This is a genomic window from Herbaspirillum sp. GCM10030257 (assembly GCF_042666555.1).
GTDB lineage: Bacteria > Pseudomonadota > Gammaproteobacteria > Burkholderiales > Burkholderiaceae_D > Noviherbaspirillum.
Map to the genome: position 1 here is coordinate 83,375 of NZ_JBHTDH010000014.1, position 22,503 is coordinate 105,877.

Consider the following 22,503-nt stretch of genomic DNA (forward strand, 5'->3'; position numbering starts at 1 on the left):
GCGGCTTCGCCATTGAAGCCATTCAATAAACATGCAAATCGATTAGCAGAAGGCATGCCAGCCGAATTGGCAGGTAAACGCACTGTGATGATGAGGGACTTGCACCCGCAAGGTGCAAGCGTGGTCGTCACGATGCCATTTCGCGCATTACGCACCACGAATGGCTCTTTAAAACAGGGCATGACCGGGCGTTGGTGCATAAATGCAGTGGCACAGGGCTTGCATTACGTCAGCCAAGTTTCCATCCCTCTGGTGCAAAGGAGCATCGTGAAAACAACGTCGTTTTGGAAGGCGGGACATACGCCTACCCTGCTCGCTTCATTCTTTTATTTCGATCTCAGCTTCATGGTCTGGGTATTGCTCGGGCCGCTTGCCGTACAGATTTCGCAAGACCTTGGACTCACAGCGGCACAGAAAGGCCTGATGGTGGCAACACCGTTGCTGGCCGGCGCCCTGCTGCGCATCGTGATGGGAGTATTGGTCGACCATCTCAAACCGAAAAAAGCGGGTGCCATTGGTCAGGTGATCGTGATTATCGGACTGGCCTGGGCGTGGCTGGGAAGCCTCAAGAGTTACGAAACGATGCTGTCGCTTGGCGTGCTGCTCGGTGTAGCCGGTGCGGCCTTCGCCGTCGCACTGCCGCTGGCGTCGCGCTGGTATCCGCCTGAACACCAGGGTACCGCGCTGGGCATCGCGGGTGCCGGCAATTCCGGCACCGCCTTTGCCGCACTGTTCGCACCCACCCTGGCATTGGCCTATGGCTGGCAGAATGTATTTGGCCTCTGCCTGATTCCGCTGGGTGTTGCTTTCCTCGTTTATATGATCTTTGCAAAAGACTCGCCAGGTGCGCCTCCACCCAAATCAATCACCGAGTATCTGCATGTCCTGAAGGACAAGGATGCGTGGTGGTTCATGTTTTTCTATGCTGTCACGTTCGGCGGGTTTTCCGGCCTTGCCTCTTCACTGACGATTTACTTCAATGGCCAGTACGGACTCTCACCAGTGACCGCAGGCTACTTCACCGCAGCCTGCGTATTCGCAGGTTCCATGGTGCGTCCGATCGGTGGCATCATCGCAGACCGGATTGGCGGCATCAAGACCTTGTCACTCATGTATGTGCTGGCTGGCAGTTTCCTGTTCATTGCCAGCCTGGGCATGCAGTCCTATGTCGCAGCGCTGGCCGTATTCGTGCTTGCGATGCTGGCGCTCGGCACCGGCAACGGCGCGGTGTTCCAGCTGGTGCCGCAGCGCTTTCGCAAGGAGATTGGCGTGATGACCGGCCTGGTCGGCATGGCGGGCGGGATTGGCGGCTTTTATCTGGCATCCAGCCTGGGATATTCCAAACAGGTGACCGGCAGCTATCAGTTTGGCCTTACCATCTTTGCCGCGCTTGCAGTTTCCGCACTGGTCGGTCTGTCGTACGTGAAAAATCGCTGGCGCACGACGTGGGGCAGCGCTGCGATGACAACCGCCAAGATTTAAACCTGCTCTTGAGTGATTAGAATACAGTGCATGAAGCGGATAACGTGGGCAATATGGATGATGTAGACAAAGTCATCCGTTTCATCCGCGTTTTCCTGTCACAGATATCGCCGCTGACATCTCTAGCCAGACAATGCCACTTTCCGTACTGATGGGCTACGCTTCCCGTACCGGCCTGCGCGAGCGCAATGAAGACTTCGTCGGCATGGCCACGCCCGAAGAACCGGACCTGTCCACCAAAGGCATGCTCGCTGCCATTGCCGACGGTATTTCAGGCAATGCAGGCGGACGGGAAGCCGCTGAATACACAGTGCGCGGATTGCTCACCGATTACTTCGCGACACCCGATACCTGGCCAGTAACGCAGGCGATGGATCGTGTTCTCAAGGCGATCAACAGCTGGGTGCAGGCTCAGGGCGCAAAAAGCCGGGAACTCGCCGGCATGGCAACCACGCTGACCGCTGTCGTGCTGCGCGGCAGTTTCTATTACTTCGCCCATGTCGGGGATACGCGCTTGTACCTGCTGCGTGGCGGCACGCTCACACGTCTCACGGCAGATCATGTATGGGATCGTCCGGAGATGCAGCACGTGCTCACGCGCGCAATCGGCCTGGATTCACGCCTCGCGATCGACCATGGCATGGGTGAATTGCGTGAAGGCGATGTTTTCCTGCTCGCCTCCGACGGGGTGTGGGGCTGGATCAGCGAATACGATATTACCCACATGCTGTCAGCGCTGGCCATGGACCAGACCAGCGTCGAGGCGGCGGCGGACCTGCTCGTGGACAAGGCCCTACAGGCGGGTTCTACTGACAATTGCAGCGCGCTGGTGTTGCGCGTGCTTGCACTGCCGGAAGAAAATCTGCGGGACGCACTGTCCGGTTCGCAGCAGCTGCCAGTGCCGCCGCGTCTGAAACCCGGTCAGGAGCTGGACGGCTACCGTATCGAAGACATCATCCATGCGTCACAAGCGACACTGCTCTATCGCGTCGTCGAACCGAAGTCGGGACGCCAGCTGGTCCTCAAAACCCTGCATCCCGATCGGGCCGACAATCCCCACGAGCGCTCCGCATTTGCGCATGAGGAATGGCTGGCGAAACGCGTGGTCGCCCGTTTCTTTCCGCAAGTCATCGTGCCGGAGCAAAAAAATTATCTGTACTACCTCAGCACCTGGCATGAAGGACAGACGCTGCAGCAAAAGCTTGACGCAGGTGGTCATTTCACGGTGCCGGAAGCGGTTGCGCATGGAGAGAAGCTGGTGCGCGCAGTCGGCGCGCTGCATCGGCGCAGTATTCTGCATCGGGATATCAAGCCGTCGAATGTGCACCTGGGCGCCGATGGGGAATTGCGCTTACTCGATCTGGGTGTAGCGCTATCGGATTTCGACAAGGAAGACGGCGTCACTGCGCCGCAGGCTGGCACGCCGTCTTTCCTCGCACCGGAGCAATTCGAGAATGCTCCTCCTTCGCGCCAGACGGATGTGTATGCGGCCGGCGTTACCATCTACACCATGCTCACGCGTCATTTTCCTTACGGAGAGATTGAACCCTTCCAGCGACCGCGCTTCGGTGAACCAGTCCCGGCCAGCCGCTACCGGCCCGACCTGCCGCACTGGCTTGACAGCGTGCTGCACAAAGCCGTGGCGCGCAATCCTGCCGAACGCTTTGAGACGGCCGAAGAATTCCTGATAGCGCTGGAGCGCGGTGCCAGCAATCCTCTGCCCGCGCGGGGCGTGACACCGCTTGCCATGCGCGATCCCGCAAGCCTCTGGCGCGCCGTCGCGGTTATTTCGATTGTGCTGAACTTGTTGCTGCTGTATCTGTTGGTAGCTCGGTAAGCACCCACGGTGCTCAGGCCGCAATCCCGACTTCTTCCAGCTTCTTGCGGTATAACGCCGCGACCAGATCCGACTGGGTGACCATTCCCACCAGGCGGCGTCGCTCGTCAATTACCGGCAAATGATGAAAGCCCTCATCTGAGAACAGCGGCACCAGTTCAACGACCGTATTGTCGGGTTTTGCAGTTTGCACGCGCGTGGTCATGATGTCGCGCACGGTTTCCTGGCCGCGCAATCTTGGTCGTCCGCCATCAGGACCCGCGACAAGGTCACGCAGGGTCACAATGCCAATCAATCCCTGGAAAGAATTCACCACGGGCAGCGCATGCAATTCATGGCGGGTCAGCAGATTCCATACCTGCGCCGGCGTCATCTCGGGCCGCGCGACGATCAGGTCACGCGACATGATGTCGCCACAGCGGATTTCTCCTGTGCGACGGCTGTAGGCACGCAATTCGGCCTGTCGAAAAATTTCTTCAAGGTCGTCTTCGTTGACGTCGATCAGTTCATCATAGGCCCTGACCGCCGCGTCAAGGTCGGCGCGGGTAAAGCCGAGTCGTTCAACCGGGCGAGGGTCAGAGGTGCCATGCCGATTGCCGACTTGATGCGCCTGGTGCGGATAACGGCGGCGCAGCAGGTTATTGAATATCAGCGCAGCCAGCAGCAGAAATGCCGAGTTGACCGCAACCGGGGTAATGACAAACTGATATCCAAGTGAGGTAACGGCCGGACCACCGAGCACCGCGGTCAGGGCAACCGCACCACCAGGCGGATGCAGGCAGCGCAGGCTGAACATGGCCGCAATGGCCAATGCACCGGCCAATGCAGAAGCGAGAAACGGCGCTTCGATCCAGCGCGCGCAGGTGACGCCGATGAGTGCCGATACGATGTTGCCTCCGATAATCGACCATGGCTGGGCGAGAGGGCTTGCGGGCGCCGCAAACAGCAACACGGCGGATGCGCCCAACGGCGCGATGAACCAAGGATTGATTTCTCCGAAAACGGTATGGCTTAGCCACTGCGCCATGAGCAAGCCAACACAGGCCCCGATACCGGCCACGATTTTCTCGCGGCGTGCCGCAAGGATAGGTGCCGGCACGAATCCTTTCAGCCAGGCCAGAAAATCATTCATTCAACTTCTTCCGCAACAATCCAAAGTCGCGAAATATAGCATACTGTGATACATTCGGCGGCAACCGGACTTGCCTGACTGACATGGCCTCGAAAACTCCAAAGCAAACTACCCCGCCTTTCACCAAGGAACAATACGAAGCCTTATCGGAATTCCGCTATCAGCTGCGCCGCTTCCTGCATTTTAGTGAAACCGCGGCACGTGCGGAGGGAATTACACCATTGCAGTACCAGCTGCTTCTGCAAATCCGCGGCTTCCCCGGGCGCGATTGGGCACTGGTCGGTGAACTGGCGGAGCGTCTGCAAATGAAGCCACATGGCATGGCGGCATTGTTGTCGCGTTGTGAAGAAAGTGGCCTGATTTCACGTACACAAAGCGCAACCGATCGACGGCAAGTCGAGATACGGTTGCGGCCCGTTGCACAACGCATTCTTGAGCGACTCGCAAGCTTGCATGCCGCCGAACTGAAGTCCCTGGAGGGAACATTCCGCGTTGCCCGCATCACGGCATTCAACGATGACGACAGCTAGAACGATTTTGCTCTGCTTGCATCTCCAATGCCACACATTACTGCCAGATAAACCTGATGATTTGATGCCGGCATGACAAAATGCGGATCGCCCCGCGAAGGCGATCCGCATTCAGGAGTGCTAGACCATTGGCAGCACGCAGCGTCCCCTTGAGATCTACGCAGCTTCCTTGACCGCAGGACGTGCCTGGCGGTGATACAGGAATTCCAGTACTGCGCTACGGTATTCGACATACAGCGGATCCTGCGCCAGGATAACGCGATCGCGGGGGCGCTCCAGACGTACGTTGACAATATCGCCGATGGTAGCGGCAGGTCCGTTGGTCATCATGACGATGCGATCCGACAGCAGCACCGCTTCGTCAACGTCATGCGTGACCATCACCACTGTCGATTGTGTCTTGGCGACGATTTTCAGCAGTTCATCCTGTAGATGGGCGCGCGTGAGCGCATCGAGTGCGCCAAAAGGCTCGTCCATCAACAATACCTTGGGCTCCATCGACAGGGCACGCGCAATGCCGACACGCTGCTTCATGCCGCCGGAAATTTCATGCGGGCGCTTTTGCTCTGCATGCGATAAGCCGACGAGTGCCAGCGCGGCAAGCGTCCGTTCTTTCAGTTTGGCCTTGCTTTCCGTTGCGGCGAATACGCGCTCGACAGCGAGGTAAATGTTTTCGTAGCAAGTCAGCCACGGCAGCAACGAATGGTTCTGGAACACCACCGCGCGCTCCGGCGATGGACCGGCGATTTCGCGGTTCGCGCAAAGCAAGGTGCCGTCGCTGGCGCGCAATAAACCGGCGATCAAGTTAAGCAAGGTTGACTTGCCGCAGCCCGAATGACCGATCAACGTGACGAACTCACCTTTCTTCACGTTCAGATTTATGTCGCGCAGTGCATGAAAACTGCCCTGCCTGGTATTGAACACCATTTCGGCGTTCTGGATTTCGATGAATTTTCTGGTGTTGTCCATGACGTTCTCCATTTGACTTTCCTTAGCTGCGCACTTCTTCATAAGTGAAAGCTCTCGCGAGCGCGACCAGACCTTGTTCCAGCAGCAGACCGACCACGCCAATCACCACGATGGCGATGATGATGTGCGGAACGTTCAGGTTGTTCCATTCATCCCATACCCAGAAACCGATACCGACACCACCAGTCAGCATTTCCGCCGCGACGATCACCAACCATGCGGTGCCGATCGCAAGGCGCACGCCGGTCAGCATGTAAGGCAGCACCGACGGAAACAGAATTTTGGTAACGATCTTCCATTCGGACAGGTTGAGCACCTTGGCGACATTCATGTAATCCTGCGGCACCCGCTGCACGCCGACCGCGGTGTTGATGATCATCGGCCAGATCGAACAGATGAAGATCGCCCAGATCGCGGCGGGATTGGCGGCCTTGAATACCAGCAGGCCAATCGGCAGCCATGCCAGCGGCGATACGGGCTTCAACAGGCTGATGATGGGATTGAACATGCCGGCCAAAAACTTGAAGCGTCCAATCATGAAGCCCAGCGGAATACCGACCAGGGCAGCAAGGCCAAAACCGGTGGCGACGCGTTGCAGCGACAGCAGCAGGTTCCAGCCTATGCCCTGGTCATTTGGGCCTTTCTGGTAAAACGGATCAGAAAACACGATGATCGCTTCTTGCAAGGTCATCATTGGCGAAGGAAACCCGCTATTTTTCGCAGCCACGATTTCCCAGACCAGCACCAGCAAGGCGAGACCGAAAACAGGCGGCAGCACGGCGAGCAAAAATGGCCTGAACGACCGTTTTGCAGCGGACGGCTTTGCAACGGTGGTGACACGGGATTTCACATCTTCCCTGGTATCTGCTTTCATCGGTGACGACTCCGATGCCGGCTCGGCCGGCTTGTTGAGGACGTTGTCCATGACTGCACTCATGATGGGCTCCAGGTCGGGTAATCAGGCTTTGATGGCAAAGGAAGACGCGTAGGCCTTTGGGTTCTTGCCATTCCATACAGTGCCGTCGATCAGCTTCGAACTACGGTAAGAATCTTTTGGCACGCTGACCTTGACCATGTTGGCCGCATCCCTGTACAGATCAATCTGGTTGATCTGTTTGGCGATTGCAAGGTAGTCCACCTCCTCCTTCAGCAAGCCCCAGCGCTTGTGCTGGGTCAGGAACCACATGCCGTCGGACAGGTAGGGAAAATTCACCGCGCCGTCGTTAAAGAATTTCATGTAATTCGGATCGTCCCAGGTTTTACCGAGGCCATTCTGATAGCGGCCGAGAATGCGCTGGTTGATCACATCGACCGAGGTATTTACGTATGACTTGTCGGCAATCGTTTCGGCCATCTTGTTTTTGTTGGACAGGCTGGCATCGATCCACCTGCTGGCCTCAAGCACGGCAGCCGTCATGGCGCGTGCGGTGTTCGGGTATTTCTTGACGAAGTCGGCGGTTGTGCCGAGTACCTTTTCCGGATGGTCTCTCCAGATATCCTGCGTCGTGACGCTGGTAATGCCGATGTTGTCGGCAATGGCACGATGTCCCCATGGCTCGCCTACACAAAATCCGTCCATATTGCCAACGCGCATATTCGCCACCATCTGCGGCGGTGGCACGGTGATGACCTTGGCATCTTTCATCGGATTGATGCCGTGCGCAGCAAGCCAGTAGTACAGCCACATCGCATGGGTCCCGGTCGGGAAGGTTTGCGCAAACGTGTACTCGCGCTTGTCAGTCTGCATCAGCTTGGCCAGTGACGTGCCATCGACCGCGCCCTTTTCTGCCAGCTTCTTCGACAGAGTGATTGCCTGGCCGTTGTTATTCAACGTCATCAGCATGGCCATGTCTTTCTTCGGACCGCTGACGCCGAGATGCACACCATAGATCAGGCCATACAGCACATGTGCCGCATCGAGTTCACCGTTGACCAGCTTGTCGCGCACACCTGCCCAGGAGGCTTCCTTGGTCGGCGTGATCTTGATCCCGTACTTCTTGTCGATGCCGAGAACGGATGCCATCACGACAGACGCGCAATCGGTCAACGGGATGAAGCCGATCCTGACCTCATCCTTTTCCGGCTTGTCGGAGCCGGCAGCCCATGCGCCCTGAGTGGCAAGCCCACCGAATGCACTTGCTGTTACTGCGGCGCCCGCTTTGATGATGCTGCGGCGGGTCAAATTCGTTCTGCTTTCTTTTGTTGTCATGATTCCCTCATGCATGGCCTTGAAACCGGCAAAAAGAAAGGCGTCCGGTCACTGCAAGCGGGAACTCGCGGTGACTGGGACGCCTTTGTCCAAAATGCGACGACCACCTTTGGTCGTTGCGGTGTTACTGATCGGTGCGCCAGCATTGGCACATCTGTGTGGTTTGCAAGCCGTATGCCAACCCGGCATAAAGCGTTTTAAGGCAATTTGATCCGGATCAGACCCGAAATCGCACCTCGACTGTGCGACGCATTAAAACGGGGCGGTGCACGTTACATGTTGGGGATACGTCAGCCCTCAAATGAGCAGATCGGCGACATCGATCATGCGCTGCGCTACGTCGGACAGCTTGAGATTCTTGTCCATGGCCAGGCGGCGGAGCTTGCGGTAGGCCTCGTCTTCCGAGCAATGATGCCGTTCCATCAATAAGCCCTTGGCGCGTTCTATGACCTTGCGCTCGACAAGTTTCATCTTGGTTTCGGAGAGTTCGTGGCGCAGTTTCTGGTCGACTTCGAAGCGGGCCAGTGCAACGTCGAGCACGGTCTTTACGCGCTCCGCCGACAGCCCAGCGACGACATAGGCCGAGACGCCCGCTTCGATGGCGGCATGCATCTTTTCCTTGTCATTGTCCTCGGTGAAGCAGACGATCGGGCGTCGCTCGTTGGCAGTGGCTGCAACGACTTTCTTCAGCGCCGCATCGGATTGTTCATCGACGATGATGACGTCCGGTTGCAGTTGCGCGATCTGTTCTTCCAGGTCTGCATCGGGCGGCAATGCCGCAAGGATGTTATAGCCGCCTTCCAGCAGCCCGATGCGCAGGGCGCGTGCCCGTTCTGCCTGGACCAGTGCGGCATGACCGGCCCCTTCCGGCACAACGAGAGAGTTGATAACGACGATTTTCAGCTGTTTGGGATCGCTCATGATTTGCCTAAGGTGGACTTCCTTTAAAATAGGGCTTTGCAAGAAGCTTGCCATCCACCATTTCTTTCCATGATCGTTCTCGGCGTTGAATCCTCCTGTGATGAAACCGGCCTGGCGTTGTATGACACACAACGCGGCCTTCTCGCGCATGCCCTGTATTCACAGGTTGCCATGCATGAGGAATATGGCGGCGTGGTGCCTGAACTCGCCTCACGTGACCATATCCGCCGCGCCATTCCGCTGCTTGAACAGGTACTGGATAATGCCTCGGTGCCGCGCAGCGCGATTGATGCCATTGCCTACACACAGGGTCCGGGGCTGGCCGGCGCCTTGCTGGTGGGCGCGTCGGTCGCCTGTGGCCTCGGCCTGGCGCTCGACCGGCCGGTACTGGGCGTGCATCACCTTGAAGGCCACCTATTGTCGCCTTTGCTTGCCAAAGAACCACCGGAGTTTCCATTTGTTGCGCTGCTCATTTCCGGAGGCCACACCCAGCTGATGCGGGTCGATGGAGTCGGTCAGTACGAGTTGCTTGGCGAAACCATGGATGATGCGGCGGGTGAAGCTTTTGACAAGTCAGCCAAACTGCTTGGCCTCGGCTATCCGGGCGGCCCGGCGATTTCGCGCCTGGCCGAGTTCGGTGATCCCGGCGCTTACCAGCTGCCGCGCCCCATGCTGCATTCGAAAGATCTCAATTTCAGCTTCTCTGGCCTGAAAACCGCGGTACTTACCCTGGTCAAAAAGCAAACGGTCAACATTTGTGAACAGGACAAGGCCAACATCGCGCGCGCCTTCGTCGATGCGATCGTCGACGTGCTGGTCGCAAAGTGCCTGGCGGCTCTGAAGCAGACCGGTCTGAAACGACTGGTGATTGCCGGTGGTGTCGGCGCGAACCGCCAGCTGCGCGACGCACTGAACGACGCCGCACAAAAGAAGCGCTTCCGCGTGTTCTATCCCGAACTGGAGTTTTGCACCGATAACGGCGCGATGATTGCGTTTGCCGGCGCCATGCGCCTGCAAATCAATCCGGGTGCGGCCAAACGCGATTATGCATTCAATGTGCGGCCGCGCTGGCCGCTGGATGAATTGCGGGTGGTGTGATGGTGTGAACGGTCATCGCATTGCTTCTGGCAGATCGGCTGGTTGAATCAGACAGCCTTGCAATCCACGCAATCCGATTCCTTGTCCTTGGTAGGTAACGCCCGACAGCCATGCATCGAGCCGCTGCATATCGTCTTGTTGCAATCACTGCGTCTACTTAAAAACGGTCACCAGGATACTTCAGCGACTCCCGCAGCAAATTTCCCATCGGCATATTCATGTTTACTCCACCGGGACCGGAGCGGTTCATGAACCAGTAGTTGTACATCGAATAAATTTCGCGGCTTTCCACGATGCGCACGATCTCCTTGTCCACCAGCTTCTTGAATGCGCGATCATCCTTTCGCAGCATGATCGCGTAAGGCTCCACTGACAGCGGATCACCGACAACAGCGAACTTGTTCGGGTCTCTGGACAATGCCTTCAGGCCGTATAGCAGCACATCGTCCATCGGAAAGGCGTCCGCCTTGCCCTGCTCCACCATCGCAAAAGACGCCATATCATCGCTGCCTTCGACAATGCCGACGTTCAATGTACGGACATTATTGCGTTCGTTCAGCAATTTGATGGTGGTCGTCCCTTTGGTGATGACGACCTTGCGATCACGCAGGTCAGGCCAGTTACGAATATCACTATCCGACCTGACCAGCATGCGGACCGAAGCGAAAAAATGCGGAATGGCGAAGCTGACTTTTGCACGTCGCTCTTCTGTATTGGTGGTCGAACCACATTCCATATCGGCGCGGCCTTCGATGATCGCGGAGAATCGGGAAGACGAATCCACCGGCACGAATGCCACGGCAAGCTGCGGCATTTTCAGTTCACGCTTGACCGCTTCCACGACCTTCAGGCAGAGATCGATCGAATAGCCTGTAACCTTCTTGTTTTCATTGAGATAGGAGAACGGCGGCGAGTCCCGGTAGGCCAGCACGATCGTTTGCGTTTCGCGGATCTTTGACAGAGTCTCGGCAAGGGCGGAGGCTGTCGCCAGCATGGCGACCAACACAAACATACTTCCTGCAATACGCTTCATGGTTTCCTTGACTGCTTCAACGGCGGGGATGCAAATGCAATCGACCAGTCTAAGTAAAATCCCGCAGTTTTTTGCTAGGCAATCGGCGAGAATCCATGCATAAAATTTGTACCGAAATCCATACACTCATGCGCAAGTGGTCACGTATCGGCGTGCCGGAAGATCAGGGATGCCGCATTGGGTTCTTGTGACCGCCTCGCTGGTGGTAATACCGTACCGACCGCTTATACCAATCCCAACCTGTAACGTGACAAATGAGATCGATGGATTTTTTTGACTGGCAAGGCGCAGGAGGAGTCAATAGCGGGACTATTGACGACGAGTGCAACGCAGGCAGGCGGCTCGGCGCCCCCGGAAAAAGACGCGATGTCATGGTGCGTTATGGCTTGGGACTGGTATTAGTCCCCTGTCGGTGACAGCTGGAACGACCGGACCCTGTCCCAGCGGCGCAAATACTCCGCCAGCTTAGGCGTGTTGCTGGAGTCGGTCGTCTGAATGACCATACGGTATTCAAACGAAACGCCGTCCTCGTTTACCCGGTAACTCATGTTCGCCACCGTAAAGCCATGCTGCTTCAGCAGTGCGCGAATTTCTTCTTCCGGCACCGTGTCGCTGCGATCGAAGCGCAACAGATGATGCGCATAAGAATGTGAGGGCATCATTGCCTCGATGCGGCGGAAAAACGAAAGAATGCCGACGGTGAGCAACGTGGCGAGAATCGCCGGGTAATAAAAACCTATACCGATCAGCACACCAATGGCGGACGTAATCCAGATGGAGGCGGCGGTGGTCAGGCCGCGTACGCTGAGACCTTCCTTGAAAATGACGCCGGCACCGAGAAACCCGATGCCGGTCATGATGCCCTGTGCCATGCGTGTCGGATCGGTACGTATCGTTTCGTTGGGCATGCCCGGCAACCAGGTCGACTGGTACAGCATGACCAGCATCAGGAGGCTGGATGCGACGCATACCAACGTGTGGGTGCGGAAGCCGGCGGGTCGCGCATGATAGCTGCGTTCAAGTCCGATAATGCCGCCGGCAATCAGGGCGCCGACCAGGTGAATTGCAATGTTGACATAATCATTATCCATCCCCGCTCCTTATTATTTTTATTAAGCATACCGCGATTGCGGGAAGCGGAGGTAGACGTATAGCAATTCGCTGCCGAAATGGACACCGGCTTATTTTTTCTTGCTGCCGAGCCGGCTTTCCTTGCCGGCCATCAGGTTGGCAATGTTCTGGCGATGACGATAGATCAACAGGGCGCTCATCACAAGGATGGCCAAAAGAATGCCGTCAGTACCGAACAGCAGTCCATAGTAAAAAGGCGCGAAGACACTGGCCACCAGCGCGGCCAGCGATGAATATCGAAAGGCGTAGGCAATCACGATCCAGGTCACAATGGTTGCGAGGCCGAGCCAGCCATTGATTCCGATCAGTACGCCCAGCATGGTCGCAACACCTTTGCCGCCGACAAAGCGTGTGAATAGTGGCCACAGATGGCCGACGAACACGGCGAGTGCGACCAATGCAATACCGGCATCGCCTACGCCATACTGCGGCCCCAGGCGCATGGCCAGCCATACCGCAAACCAGCCTTTGGCACCGTCGCCGAGCAAGGTCAACGCTGCTGCGGCCTTATTGCCGCTGCGCAGCACGTTGGTGGCGCCCGGGTTCTTTGAACCGTAGGTACGCGGATCAGCGAGCCGGAAGATCCTGCTCATGACCACTGCAAACGATACCGAGCCGATCAGGTAAGCGGCAACGGTAAACAAGACTGTATTCATTTCATCCTTTCAATGGGGTACCGCCACAACGGCATCATTCGTCGAGCGCGCAATTCACGGGCTTGGCTGGCAAGACGGCCGGAATGACTTTCGGGTCGATGCCGATCAGATAACCGCGGCGGCCGCCGTTGATGAAGATCCGGTTGAGATCGAGAATGCTTTGCTCGACATACACCGGCATGGCTTTTTTAGTGCCGAAGGGAGAGGTGCCGCCCACCAGGAAGCCCGAGTGACGATTGGCGACTTCAGGTTTGCAGGGCTCGACCGACTTGCAGCCGATCTGGCGCGCCAGGTTTTTAGTCGAGACCTTGCGATCGCCATGCATCAGCACGATCATTGGTTTGGCCGCCTCGTCCTGCATGATCAGGGTCTTGACCACATGATGTTCATCCACTCCCAGTTCGCGGGCAGACACCGTAGTGCCGCCATGCTCTTCATACGCATAGGGATGTTCGGAAAAAGCGATTCCCTGCTTGCGCAGAAATTGGGTGGCCGGGGTCTCGGAGATATGTTCTTTTTTTGCCATGGTTCAAATTCAAATTGCGGAGCACATTATGCAGGAAGATCCGCTCTTTGCAAGACGGCAGGCCATGCGTTATTTGAGTGACAACATCACTGTTGATTCGGACAGTCAACAAAGGCTGCGCTGTATTCACGTGCACGATATGTCGGCATGACGGATGCCTAGATCCATGCGATTCTTCTTGAATAATTCTTGTCATCAACGGCTTTATTCCTGCCTGGAAAATTTCTGTGGCGCGCTGATAAATAAAAGTCAGTTATTTTTGTGCGACGCACAAAAACGTCTTGACTTCAGCAGATGAGCCTTTAGAATAGCCATTGTTGCAGCGCACAATAAGTCTGCTATTAACCTACCCTATTCACTGCGTTTCCTTTTTAGGAGAAGACCATGTTTAACACTCCCGAGCAATTTTCCTCCGCCGCTAAAGCCAACTTTGAAGCTCAGGTTTCCCTGTTTAACAGCCTCTTCGGCAAGGCATTTGAGAGCGTCGAAAAAGTTGTCGACCTGAATTTGAATGTAGCGAAGGCATCGTTGGAAGACACATCGATTGCAGCACGCCAGTTGCTGTCTGCAAAAGACCCTCAGGAATTTTTCTCGCTGACCGCCGCACAAGCTCAACCAACTGCTGCGAAGGCAATCGCCTACGGTCGTCACCTCGCTGGTATCGTGACCGCCGCCCAAGCCGAACTGAGCCGTGTCACCGAAGAGCAGATCGCCGAAACCGGCCGCAAGGTATCTGCACTTGTCGATGACGTGTCCAAGAACGCGCCGGCCGGTTCGGAAAACGTTGTTGCCATGTTCAAAACCGCGCTGGGTAATGCCAACGCAGGTTATGAGCAGTTCACCAAGACTGCCAAGCAGGCAGCTGAAGTGATGGAAGCGAACATGAATTCCGCCGTCACTCAGTTCTCGCAAGCCGCGGAAAAGACAGCTGGCCGCACACGCAAGTAATCCTTAATCCCGGATTCTGGATAATGAAAAACGGGCCGCATTGCGGCCCGTTTTTTTAATGATGATACAAGGCAGCGCTGTTCACATCTATGCGGGAATTCTCTCTTGCCTTCGGGAGATGAAGGCGGTGATCGCTTAAATTTAAAGCGTCGACACCATATACGTCGCGGCAAAGGTTATAGCTACCAGCACGATATAGGAAAGGGTGCGCAAGGTTTCCATGGTCATTGTTCATAACGGGTCGTTGGACACTCACTTTAGCAATTATTGTTCCGTTTCAAATTGACAGAAAGCAATAGTTTTAATGCCTTAATGTTGACGTGATGTCCGGTTTACCTATCCATCAACGGACCGATACACGAGAACGGAATTGTTGAATAGCTCTGTACAGCATTGGAAAAGTTGCTCAGCCAGTTTTCCATCCGCACTCCTTAACATGACAAACCAAAGTTCATCCTCGCGGGTGATGTTCCGCGTGCAGTTTCTTCAGACGTTCCCGGGCAACATGGGTATATATCTGGGTAGTTGAAATATCGGCATGCCCCAGTAAAAGCTGGACAACACGCAGGTCCGCACCATGGTTGAGCAAGTGGGTGGCAAACGCATGTCGCAAGGTGTGCGGTGACAGCGGCGCATTGATATCCGCCTTGAGTGCATGCTTCTTGATCAGAGTCCAGAACATCTGGCGCGTCATCGGGCCGCCACGTGCGGTCACAAACAGCGCATCATTGACCTGGCCGTTCAGGATGGCGAGTCTACCCTCTTGCAGGTAGCGTTCAATCCACTGGCGCGCCTCTTCCCCGAATGGCACCAGCCGTGTCTTGGCGCCCTTCCCGGTAATCCGGAGCACGCCTTCATTCATGCCCAGTTCCATGGTCTTGAGCAAAACCAGTTCAGACACGCGCAGGCCGCTGGCATACATCAGTTCCAGCATCGTGCGGTCACGCAGGCCTAGCGGCGTACTGACGTCAGGCGCAGCGAGCAGCGCCTCGACTTGCGCCTCGGACAGCGTCTTGGGCGTACGTGGCGGCTGCTTGGCCGATTTCAGTTTCAGACAGGGGTCGACATGAATCCTGTTCTGCCGCAGCGCCATCTGATAGAAGCGCTTGAGCACTGCCAGACGCCGGTTGGCCGACGTTGCCTTGGTATCGGCATGACGTGCTGCGAAGTAGGCCAGGATATCTTGTGCCTGGGCGGCATGCAGGTCCTTATCGTGCTGCTCGGCGAGCCAGGTGCCGAATAAGGTCATGTCCCGCCGGTACGCTTCCAGCGAATTTTTGGCCAGTCCGTCTTCCAGCCACAGGGTGTCGCAGAATTCGTCGATGAGATTCTGGTTTGCTACTGCTACTTCACTCATCGATAAGCCATAACGCCTTCATGGGCAAGCAACCACCGTTTGACACCGAGGTGAAAACCGGTCTCGTCATCATGGTTGGAAAAGCCGCCGAGTCCGCCGGACGCCGTGACCCGATGACATGGGATTACTAACGGAAACCAGTTGGCGCCGCAGGCCTGCCCGACTGCCCTTGGCGCCGAGCGGATCAGTTTGGCCACTTGGCCGTAGGTCAGCACATCACCGCGTGGAATGCCGCTGATCACCCCCCAAACCTTGCGCTGAAACGCCGTGCCTACTTCGGCCAACGGCAGATCGAAACGGAAGTCGGGTTCTTTGAGATAGCGCTCTACCTGGCGTGCTGCCTGTTCAGACAGGGCATCGACCGGCGCCTTTTCATCGAAGCTCGGCGGCAGATAGACGAGTTCACGCACGATACCAGGCTCGGTACGGACTCCGACCGCTCCCCAGGGCGCCTCGACGATGGCGGAAAATAGCGATTGATTGGAAGATGCTTTCATCCTGCTAGCATAAATCAAAAGCAGGGGCAGTTTGTTTTATCCGCACAGTCAGACTAAAGGTGTTGCAAGTCTGCCCCATACAAAACCAAACCGGCGCGCCCCTTTCGGGTGGCGCGCCGGTCCAGACAAAGATTTACCGGCATACCCGGCCGCCGTTCTTACTCGACGAATGCCTCTTCGCGCTTCTTGCGCAAGGAAGGCAACAGCACGACCGCCATAGCCAATGCGGACAGGATCAGCATGGTGGCACTGATCGGGCGCTGCAGGAAGACCAGCGGATCGCTGCGCGACAGCAGCAGCGCACGCCGCAGATATTCTTCCATCATCGGCCCGATAATGAAGGCCAGCATCATCGGTGCGGCTTCCATCTCAAGCTTGGCGCAGATATAGCCGAACAATCCGAAGCCTGCCATCACGAACACGTCGAATTCGCTGTTGTTCAAGCTGAATACGCCAATCGCACAGAACACCAGGATGCCCGGGTACAGGAAGTGGTAAGGCACCATGATCATGCGCACCCACAGCCCGATCATCGGCAGGTTCAGCACGATCAGGAAGAAGTTGCCGATCCACATCGAGGCGATGATGCCCCAGAACAGCGCCGGCTGTTCGGTCATCACCGCCGGTCCCGGCTGGATGCCCTGGATAATCATGGCGCCGATCATCAATGCCATCACCGGGTTCGACGGGATACCCAAGGTCAGCATCGGGATGAAGGAAGTTTGCGCGCCGGCGTTGTTGGCAGCTTCTGGTGCGGCCACACCTTCAATGGCGCCTTTGCCGAACTGGGCCGAATTCTTCGAAATCTTCTTCTCGATCGAATAGGAAGCGAACGATGAGAGCATCGCGCCGCCGCCGGGCAGGATACCCAACGCCGAACCGAGCGCGGTGCCGCGCAGGATGGGCGCTACGATGCGCTTGAGATCGTCCTTGCTGGGCATTAAGCCTTGGACCTTCTTGATAGTCAGCGAACGTTCTTCCTGATTTTCCAGGTTGCGGATGATTTCCCCCAGGCCGAACATGCCCATGGCGACCACCACGAAGTTGATGCCATCTGCCAGTTGCGGCACGTCGAAGGTATAGCGCGGTGTGCCTGAATTGACGTCGGTACCGATCAATCCCAGCAGCAGACCAAGCATGATCATGCCGAGTGCGCGCAGCAGCGAACCATGCGCCAGCACCACCGACGCCACCAGGCCCAGCACCATCAACGAAAAGTATTCGGCGGGACCGAACTGCAGCGCCAGTTCGGCCAGAGGCGGTGCGAACAGTGCCAGCAGCAGGGTCGCCACCGTACCGGCAAAAAACGAGCCGATACCTGCCGTCGCCAATGCCTTGCCGGCGTGTCCCTGGCGTGCCATCTGGTAACCGTCGATGGCCGTCACGACCGACGAGGATTCACCCGGCAGGTTGACCAGAATCGCGGTGGTGGAGCCGCCGTACTGCGCGCCGTAGTAAATGCCGGCCAACATGATCAGCGAGGAGATCGGCGGCAGCGCGAAAGTCGCCGGCAGCAGCATGGCGATGGTCGCGGTCGGGCCGAGGCCGGGCAGCACGCCGATGGCGGTACCCAGGAACACCCCGATCAGGCAGTACATCAGGTTGGATAAAGTGAGCGCGGTATCGAAGCCGAGTGCGAGGTTACTTAGAATTTCCATTGTCCATTCCCCTTAGAAGCCGAGCCACGGGCCCAGCATCGGCATTGGCAGGCCGAGCGCTTGCACAAATACCAGCACGCTGAACACCGCAAGGCCAATGGCGACTGCGAGGAAAGGCGCCACCCTGAACTTGATACTGGCCAGCCCACTGAGCATGACCAGGACGATAATGGCAACCGCCAGGCCCGCGCCGCGCACCAGCACACCAAACAGCACGGTACCAGTAATCACCAGCACGATGCCTTTAATCGAAAAGGCCCCAATGGCTTCGCCGGAGCTAATCAGTGATCGCACCACGCCAATGGCACCGATCAGGGCAAGCAGTCCGCCAAGGATGGTGGGGAAGTAGGCCGGGCCCATCCTGCCGGCGCTACCCATTGAATAGTCCCGACCGATATAGATCGCGGCCAGTCCAATGGTGATGAAGATCGCCCCCGACCAGAAGTCCTTGGGGTTGCGGATGAATGATGCCAAAGTCGTCTCCTCCTTGGTTTACAAAAATTTTGCAATCCTGCCTGTCTGCGGTGCGCTGTTTTACCTGCCTGTTAGCTGCAACCCGTATGAGAAGCGGGGCAATGATGCCCCGCTTCCCTTACCGCATGGCTTTATACCACTTCTGCTTAATCGGCATACACGCCGGCCTTCTTGATGATGGGGCTCCACTTGTCAATCTCGGCCTTGAGGTGGCTTCGCAGCGCCTCAGGAGTGGCACGATTTTCCGCAACCGGTTCGGTGCCGAGTTCAGCGAAGCGCTGCTTGACGGTCGAATCCTTGAGAGCGATCTGGAGAGCGTTGGCTAGCTTGTCAATTGCTGGTTTGGGCGTGCCCTTAGGTGCATACATGCCATGCCATACCGCAATCTCGAAGTTGGGAAGCCCGGCTTCATTGGCTGTCGGCAGGTCCGGCAGTGACGGCACCTTGGACTTCGTGGTGACCGCATAGGCCTTGATCTTGCCGCTCTTGATCTGGCTGGTGGTGTTGGTGGTCTGGTCGCACATAAAGTCGACCTGACCGCCCAGCAAGTCATTCATTGCGGGACCTGTGCCCTTGTAAGGGACGGTGGTGACTTCAGTATCGATCGCGCTCTGGAACAGCATGCCGCACAGGTGCGATGCTGATCCAACGCCCGCATTGGCGTAGCTAACCTTGTTCTTGTTGGCCTTGATATAGGAGATCAACTCCTTGAAATCCTTGGCGGGAAAATCCTTGCGTGCCACGATAGTCATTGGCACATCGGTGACAAGGCCGATAGGCTCGAAGCTGTCGATCGCGTTATAGGACAGCTTGCGATACAGGGTCGGCGCGGTAGACTGGCCAATATGGTGCAGGAAAACGGTATGGCCATCCGGCTCCGCCTTTGCAACCCGGGCCGCGCCAATAGTACCGCCCGCGCCGCCAACGTTCTCGACGATGACCTGCTGGTTCAGTGTCTTGCTCATCGATTGCGCCACCAGGCGAGCCACGGTGTCGGTCGGACCGCCTGCCGCGAACGGCACGATCATCGTAATTGTTTTGTTCGGGAAAGTGGCTTGTGCATGAGCAAAGGTACTTGCTACCAGTGCCAAACCTGCTACGAATCGAAGTGACTTGATATTCACGTGCATTGCTCCTCTTTAATAGTTGTATAAATGCATGACCTGTCGGCTGATCAGTAAGCCACGCAAAGTATTTTCAATACTATGCGCATACCAAGCCTGCATTCAACCTATTATTATCATGACACGTGTATGACGCTACTGTGGAAACCCGCAAATCACCTTTGTGCGGCGCACAAAATTTGCAGATGGCGCTGTCTCACTTAACCAAGAGCACCGGGACATCAGCCAAATGAATTATTTTGGTCGCCACCGATCCCATTAGCAAACTGCCAATTCCTGAAAGTCCCCGCGTACCAATGACAATTTCATCGCAACCCTTGTCATGTGCGAATCGCGTGATAATTTCAGCCGGGTCGCCAACAAACAGGTGGTGACTATAGGACACACCGGCCGAGTCGAGCATTGAGCGTGGCCCTTCCAGAACCTTCATGCCTTCTTCATGATGGAGTTGCTTCAACTGCCCCGCGTTGACAAATGCACTGACACCACCGTGCACTGCATACTGAACATTTACCAACAGAACTTGTATTTGATCTTTCGCGCCAGAGGCTCGTTTGATCACGTGAGCGAGAGCATGCTGTGAACTTTCCGATCCATCGACCGCCAACAGGATTTTCTGCATTGTTGTTTCCTCTCAATGAAACGGCGTCCTGCCTCGACAGGACTGTGTGTACTTAATGGCCTCCGGTATTTTCGCGCGCTTCTTTTTGTGCTGCCAGATCTTCCGGCAAGGCGGCCCGCGATTCGGCCCGTGCGGCGAGCAGCTTACCAATTGCCACCACGATTACCGCGCCAAGCACCGGTGCTATCCATTTCGCTGCGGGCAGATTGACCGCAAACCAATCCTTGACTGCGACATCCTCAACCACCATTCCACCTGCGATCCAACCCAGCAGCGCGCCGCCACCGACGATAACAAGAGGAAAACGATCCATCAACTTCATGACCAACTGGCTGCCCAGCATGATGATCGGAATACTCAGCAGCAAACCAAAGATAATCAGGGCCTTGCTGTCACCTGCGGCTCCGGCAATGGCAATCACATTATCCAGGCTCATGACAGCGTCGGCGACAATGATCGTTTTAATGGCAGACATCAGCGTAGCGCCAGCCTCGATGTGGTGACCGCCTTCTTCCGGCTCCGGCAAGAGAAGCTTGACACCGATCCACAAAAGCAGGGCGGCACCGACAAGCTTCAAGTAGGGCACTGCGAGCAGCGTTACCGCAAAGAAGATCAGCACTACGCGCAGACCGACTGCGCCAAACATGCCCCACAGGATACCTAGTTTGCGCTCTCTTTCCGGTAAGCGACGGCAGGCCAGACCAATGACAACGGCGTTGTCGCCGCCGAGCACGATATCGATGGCGACAATCTGCAGGATGGCCACCCAAAATGAGGGGTTACTAAAGTCCATGATTACCTTACATGCCTGAATAACGGGAGATGAGAAGAAGCGCCTGCCTTGAATGGCTTTTCCGAAACCTTAAGCTGCCCGAAGATCCCGATGCCATAGCTTCCGAAGAGCCCAAAAAACGGCCTTGCCGAGTATACAACATCGTTCTATCCGTTAATCCGAGCAATTTCTGCGTAAAAAGCGCAGATTACGCCGGCGCCCTATTTCGATGGCTGTCAGGCTGTACCGGCGCAAAACTGGTGAAGCGATGTTTTAATCACGCCACCAGTCGAGGAGTGACTACGATCAGGTACCGTCGAAACGAATATTCTGCTTCTTGACCAGGTTCTTCATTTTGTCCAGTTCGGTCTTGATTTCTGCTGCATGCTCGGCCGGCGTATTGCCTACAGGTTCCGCGCCACTTTGCATGAGTCGCTCTCGCACTTCAGGCATGGCAAGAACTTTTACCGCCGCAGCATTCACTTTCTTGACGATGTCATCCGGCGTTTTCGGTGGCGCAACAAGGCCATACCATGCCGGGTCGTTAACTTGGGGAAGTCCAAGTTCTGCAAACGTCGGAACGTTAGGCAAAGCTTCAAGACGCTTGTTCCATGCAATCGCCAACGGCCGCAGCTTGTTCGCCTGAATGTGCGACATGGACGAAGGCAGGTTATCAAACATCATGTCGACCTGGCCGCCGAGCAGATCATTCAGCGCGGGACCGGCGCCCCGATACGGGATGTGGAGGATAAAGGTTCCTGTAGCAAGTTTGAACTGCTCGCCGACCATGTGCTGGATACTGCAGGTGCCTGACGTTGCATAGTTCAGCTTGCCCGGGCTCTTCTTCACGTAGTCAATGTATTGCTTGAAGTCCTGGGCTGGAAACTTGGGATTGACGGTCAGAACATTCGGCGTGCGTGCGAGGTTGGTAATCGGAGTGAAGTCCGTCAAGGGGTTATAGCCGAGCTTGGGGTTGCACGCTGCATTCACCGCATGAGTCGAGATGGTGGAAATGCCGAAGGTATAGCCGTCAGGATCAGCCTTGGCGACAGCAGTGGCCCCGATACTGCCTCCGCCACCACCACGGTTCTCGATGACAACCGGTTGACCAAGTTCCTTGCCCAGCTTGTCGCCGACTACTCGTGCCACGATATCAGTGGTTCCACCCGGCGCAAACGGCACGATCAGGCGGATGGGCTTGTTTGGATAAGACTGTGCGTAAGCGGCCGATGCCATGATCGACAGCGACGTCACCAGCGGCACGGCGAGGTAATGCAATTTCATTGGATATCTCCTGTGTTGATCGTTACCTTCTACGGGAACGGTGATGAAGCAAATGGCGGCGGTACGTAGGATTAACAGCGCCGACACGGGACATGCGTATGCAAACTCCAGGCCAGAATGCTTCTAAAGGCATTAGCCGTCTCTTTTCGACACAATCTTCCGGCACGGGCAAACGTACCGGGCAAAATATCCTCTGGATCTGTCTGAAAAACCGCAAAGGGTTGCCGCCAAATTCTGGAGATC

General features: G+C 56.4%; 22 protein-coding genes. 5 read left to right on the forward strand and 17 right to left on the reverse strand.

Annotation, left to right across the window (positions count from 1 at the left end; genetic code table 11):
- Positions 1 to 54 precede the first annotated feature (54 nt).
- Both ACFQUU_RS19690 and ACFQUU_RS19695 read left to right on the forward strand, forming a co-directional pair.
- Complete coding sequence (locus ACFQUU_RS19690; protein WP_382249821.1) at positions 55 to 1,482, forward strand: nitrate/nitrite transporter; 1,428 nt, start codon at positions 55 to 57, stop codon at positions 1,480 to 1,482.
- Positions 1,483 to 1,615: 133 nt separating this feature from the next.
- Positions 1,616 to 3,319 carry a protein kinase gene (locus ACFQUU_RS19695; protein ID WP_382249822.1) on the forward strand — a complete coding sequence of 568 codons (1,704 nt, stop codon included), beginning with the start codon at positions 1,616 to 1,618 and terminating at the stop codon, positions 3,317 to 3,319.
- Between the two features lie 13 nt (positions 3,320 to 3,332).
- Here the strand turns inward: ACFQUU_RS19695 and ACFQUU_RS19700 are convergent, their stop codons facing one another.
- Positions 3,333 to 4,451, reverse strand: coding sequence for an HPP family protein (locus ACFQUU_RS19700; protein WP_382249823.1), 1,119 nt, complete (start codon positions 4,449 to 4,451; stop codon positions 3,333 to 3,335).
- Between the two features lie 83 nt (positions 4,452 to 4,534).
- On the opposite strand from ACFQUU_RS19700, the gene ACFQUU_RS19705 reads away from it, so the two are divergent.
- The gene (locus ACFQUU_RS19705) at positions 4,535 to 4,981 is read left to right on the forward strand and encodes a MarR family winged helix-turn-helix transcriptional regulator (RefSeq protein ID WP_382249824.1); all 447 of its coding nucleotides are present in this window, start codon (positions 4,535 to 4,537) and stop codon (positions 4,979 to 4,981) included.
- Positions 4,982 to 5,137: 156 nt separating this feature from the next.
- On the opposite strand, the gene ACFQUU_RS19710 is transcribed toward ACFQUU_RS19705, so the two are convergent.
- The 4 genes from ACFQUU_RS19710 to ACFQUU_RS19725 all read right to left on the reverse strand — a co-directional run bounded on the left by ACFQUU_RS19710 (position 5,138) and on the right by ACFQUU_RS19725 (position 9,080).
- The gene (locus ACFQUU_RS19710) at positions 5,138 to 5,950 is read right to left on the reverse strand and encodes an ABC transporter ATP-binding protein (RefSeq protein WP_382249825.1); all 813 of its coding nucleotides are present in this window, start codon (positions 5,948 to 5,950) and stop codon (positions 5,138 to 5,140) included.
- Between the two features lie 22 nt (positions 5,951 to 5,972).
- Positions 5,973 to 6,887, reverse strand: coding sequence for a nitrate ABC transporter permease (gene ntrB, locus ACFQUU_RS19715; RefSeq protein ID WP_382249826.1), 915 nt, complete (start codon positions 6,885 to 6,887; stop codon positions 5,973 to 5,975).
- A 21-nt stretch (positions 6,888 to 6,908) separates the two neighbouring features.
- Positions 6,909 to 8,159, reverse strand: a complete 1,251-nt coding sequence (locus ACFQUU_RS19720; RefSeq protein WP_382249827.1) for a CmpA/NrtA family ABC transporter substrate-binding protein — start codon at positions 8,157 to 8,159, stop codon at positions 6,909 to 6,911.
- Positions 8,160 to 8,456: 297 nt separating this feature from the next.
- Positions 8,457 to 9,080, reverse strand: a complete 624-nt coding sequence (locus tag ACFQUU_RS19725; protein WP_382249828.1) for an ANTAR domain-containing response regulator — start codon at positions 9,078 to 9,080, stop codon at positions 8,457 to 8,459.
- A gap of 69 nt (positions 9,081 to 9,149) precedes the next feature.
- On the opposite strand from ACFQUU_RS19725, the gene tsaD reads away from it, so the two are divergent.
- Complete coding sequence (tsaD, locus tag ACFQUU_RS19730) at positions 9,150 to 10,178, forward strand: tRNA (adenosine(37)-N6)-threonylcarbamoyltransferase complex transferase subunit TsaD (protein WP_382249829.1); 1,029 nt, start codon at positions 9,150 to 9,152, stop codon at positions 10,176 to 10,178.
- A 157-nt stretch (positions 10,179 to 10,335) separates the two neighbouring features.
- On the opposite strand, the gene ACFQUU_RS19735 is transcribed toward tsaD, so the two are convergent.
- From ACFQUU_RS19735 to ybaK, 4 genes are all read right to left on the reverse strand, one after another.
- Positions 10,336 to 11,211 carry an amino acid ABC transporter substrate-binding protein gene (locus ACFQUU_RS19735; RefSeq protein WP_382249830.1) on the reverse strand — a complete coding sequence of 292 codons (876 nt, stop codon included), beginning with the start codon at positions 11,209 to 11,211 and terminating at the stop codon, positions 10,336 to 10,338.
- A gap of 398 nt (positions 11,212 to 11,609) precedes the next feature.
- Positions 11,610 to 12,302: an MgtC/SapB family protein gene (locus ACFQUU_RS19740; RefSeq protein ID WP_382249831.1), complete on the reverse strand. Its 693-nt coding sequence runs from the start codon at positions 12,300 to 12,302 to the stop codon at positions 11,610 to 11,612.
- A 90-nt stretch (positions 12,303 to 12,392) separates the two neighbouring features.
- Entirely contained in the window at positions 12,393 to 12,998 is a 606-nt protein-coding gene (gene plsY / locus ACFQUU_RS19745) for a glycerol-3-phosphate 1-O-acyltransferase PlsY (RefSeq protein ID WP_382249832.1), read from the reverse strand.
- Positions 12,999 to 13,032: 34 nt separating this feature from the next.
- A complete protein-coding gene (ybaK, locus tag ACFQUU_RS19750) occupies positions 13,033 to 13,524 on the reverse strand; it encodes a Cys-tRNA(Pro) deacylase (RefSeq protein ID WP_382249833.1) in 492 nt (163 codons plus the stop codon).
- 384 nt (positions 13,525 to 13,908) lie between these two features.
- On the opposite strand from ybaK, the gene phaP reads away from it, so the two are divergent.
- A complete protein-coding gene (gene phaP, locus ACFQUU_RS19755) occupies positions 13,909 to 14,472 on the forward strand; it encodes a TIGR01841 family phasin (protein ID WP_382249834.1) in 564 nt (187 codons plus the stop codon).
- A 451-nt stretch (positions 14,473 to 14,923) separates the two neighbouring features.
- Here the strand turns inward: phaP and xerD are convergent, their stop codons facing one another.
- The 8 genes from xerD to ACFQUU_RS19795 form a co-directional block, all read right to left on the reverse strand.
- On the reverse strand, positions 14,924 to 15,829 hold the full coding sequence (xerD, locus tag ACFQUU_RS19760; protein WP_382249835.1) for a site-specific tyrosine recombinase XerD: 906 nt from the start codon (positions 15,827 to 15,829) through the stop codon (positions 14,924 to 14,926).
- On the reverse strand, positions 15,826 to 16,326 hold the full coding sequence (locus ACFQUU_RS19765) for a methylated-DNA--[protein]-cysteine S-methyltransferase (RefSeq protein WP_382249836.1): 501 nt from the start codon (positions 16,324 to 16,326) through the stop codon (positions 15,826 to 15,828). The genes xerD and ACFQUU_RS19765 overlap by 4 nt, the downstream gene beginning before the upstream one ends.
- 158 nt (positions 16,327 to 16,484) lie before the next feature.
- The gene (locus ACFQUU_RS19770; RefSeq protein WP_382249837.1) at positions 16,485 to 17,984 is read right to left on the reverse strand and encodes a tripartite tricarboxylate transporter permease; all 1,500 of its coding nucleotides are present in this window, start codon (positions 17,982 to 17,984) and stop codon (positions 16,485 to 16,487) included.
- Positions 17,985 to 17,996: 12 nt separating this feature from the next.
- The gene (locus tag ACFQUU_RS19775; protein WP_382249838.1) at positions 17,997 to 18,458 is read right to left on the reverse strand and encodes a tripartite tricarboxylate transporter TctB family protein; all 462 of its coding nucleotides are present in this window, start codon (positions 18,456 to 18,458) and stop codon (positions 17,997 to 17,999) included.
- A 146-nt stretch (positions 18,459 to 18,604) separates the two neighbouring features.
- Entirely contained in the window at positions 18,605 to 19,588 is a 984-nt protein-coding gene (locus ACFQUU_RS19780; protein ID WP_382249839.1) for a tripartite tricarboxylate transporter substrate binding protein BugD, read from the reverse strand.
- Between the two features lie 190 nt (positions 19,589 to 19,778).
- The gene (locus tag ACFQUU_RS19785; RefSeq protein ID WP_382249840.1) at positions 19,779 to 20,204 is read right to left on the reverse strand and encodes a universal stress protein; all 426 of its coding nucleotides are present in this window, start codon (positions 20,202 to 20,204) and stop codon (positions 19,779 to 19,781) included.
- A gap of 52 nt (positions 20,205 to 20,256) precedes the next feature.
- Positions 20,257 to 21,000 carry a TerC family protein gene (locus ACFQUU_RS19790; RefSeq protein WP_382249881.1) on the reverse strand — a complete coding sequence of 248 codons (744 nt, stop codon included), beginning with the start codon at positions 20,998 to 21,000 and terminating at the stop codon, positions 20,257 to 20,259.
- Between the two features lie 282 nt (positions 21,001 to 21,282).
- Positions 21,283 to 22,260 carry a tripartite tricarboxylate transporter substrate binding protein BugE gene (locus tag ACFQUU_RS19795; RefSeq protein WP_382249841.1) on the reverse strand — a complete coding sequence of 326 codons (978 nt, stop codon included), beginning with the start codon at positions 22,258 to 22,260 and terminating at the stop codon, positions 21,283 to 21,285.
- Positions 22,261 to 22,503: the final 243 nt, after the last annotated feature.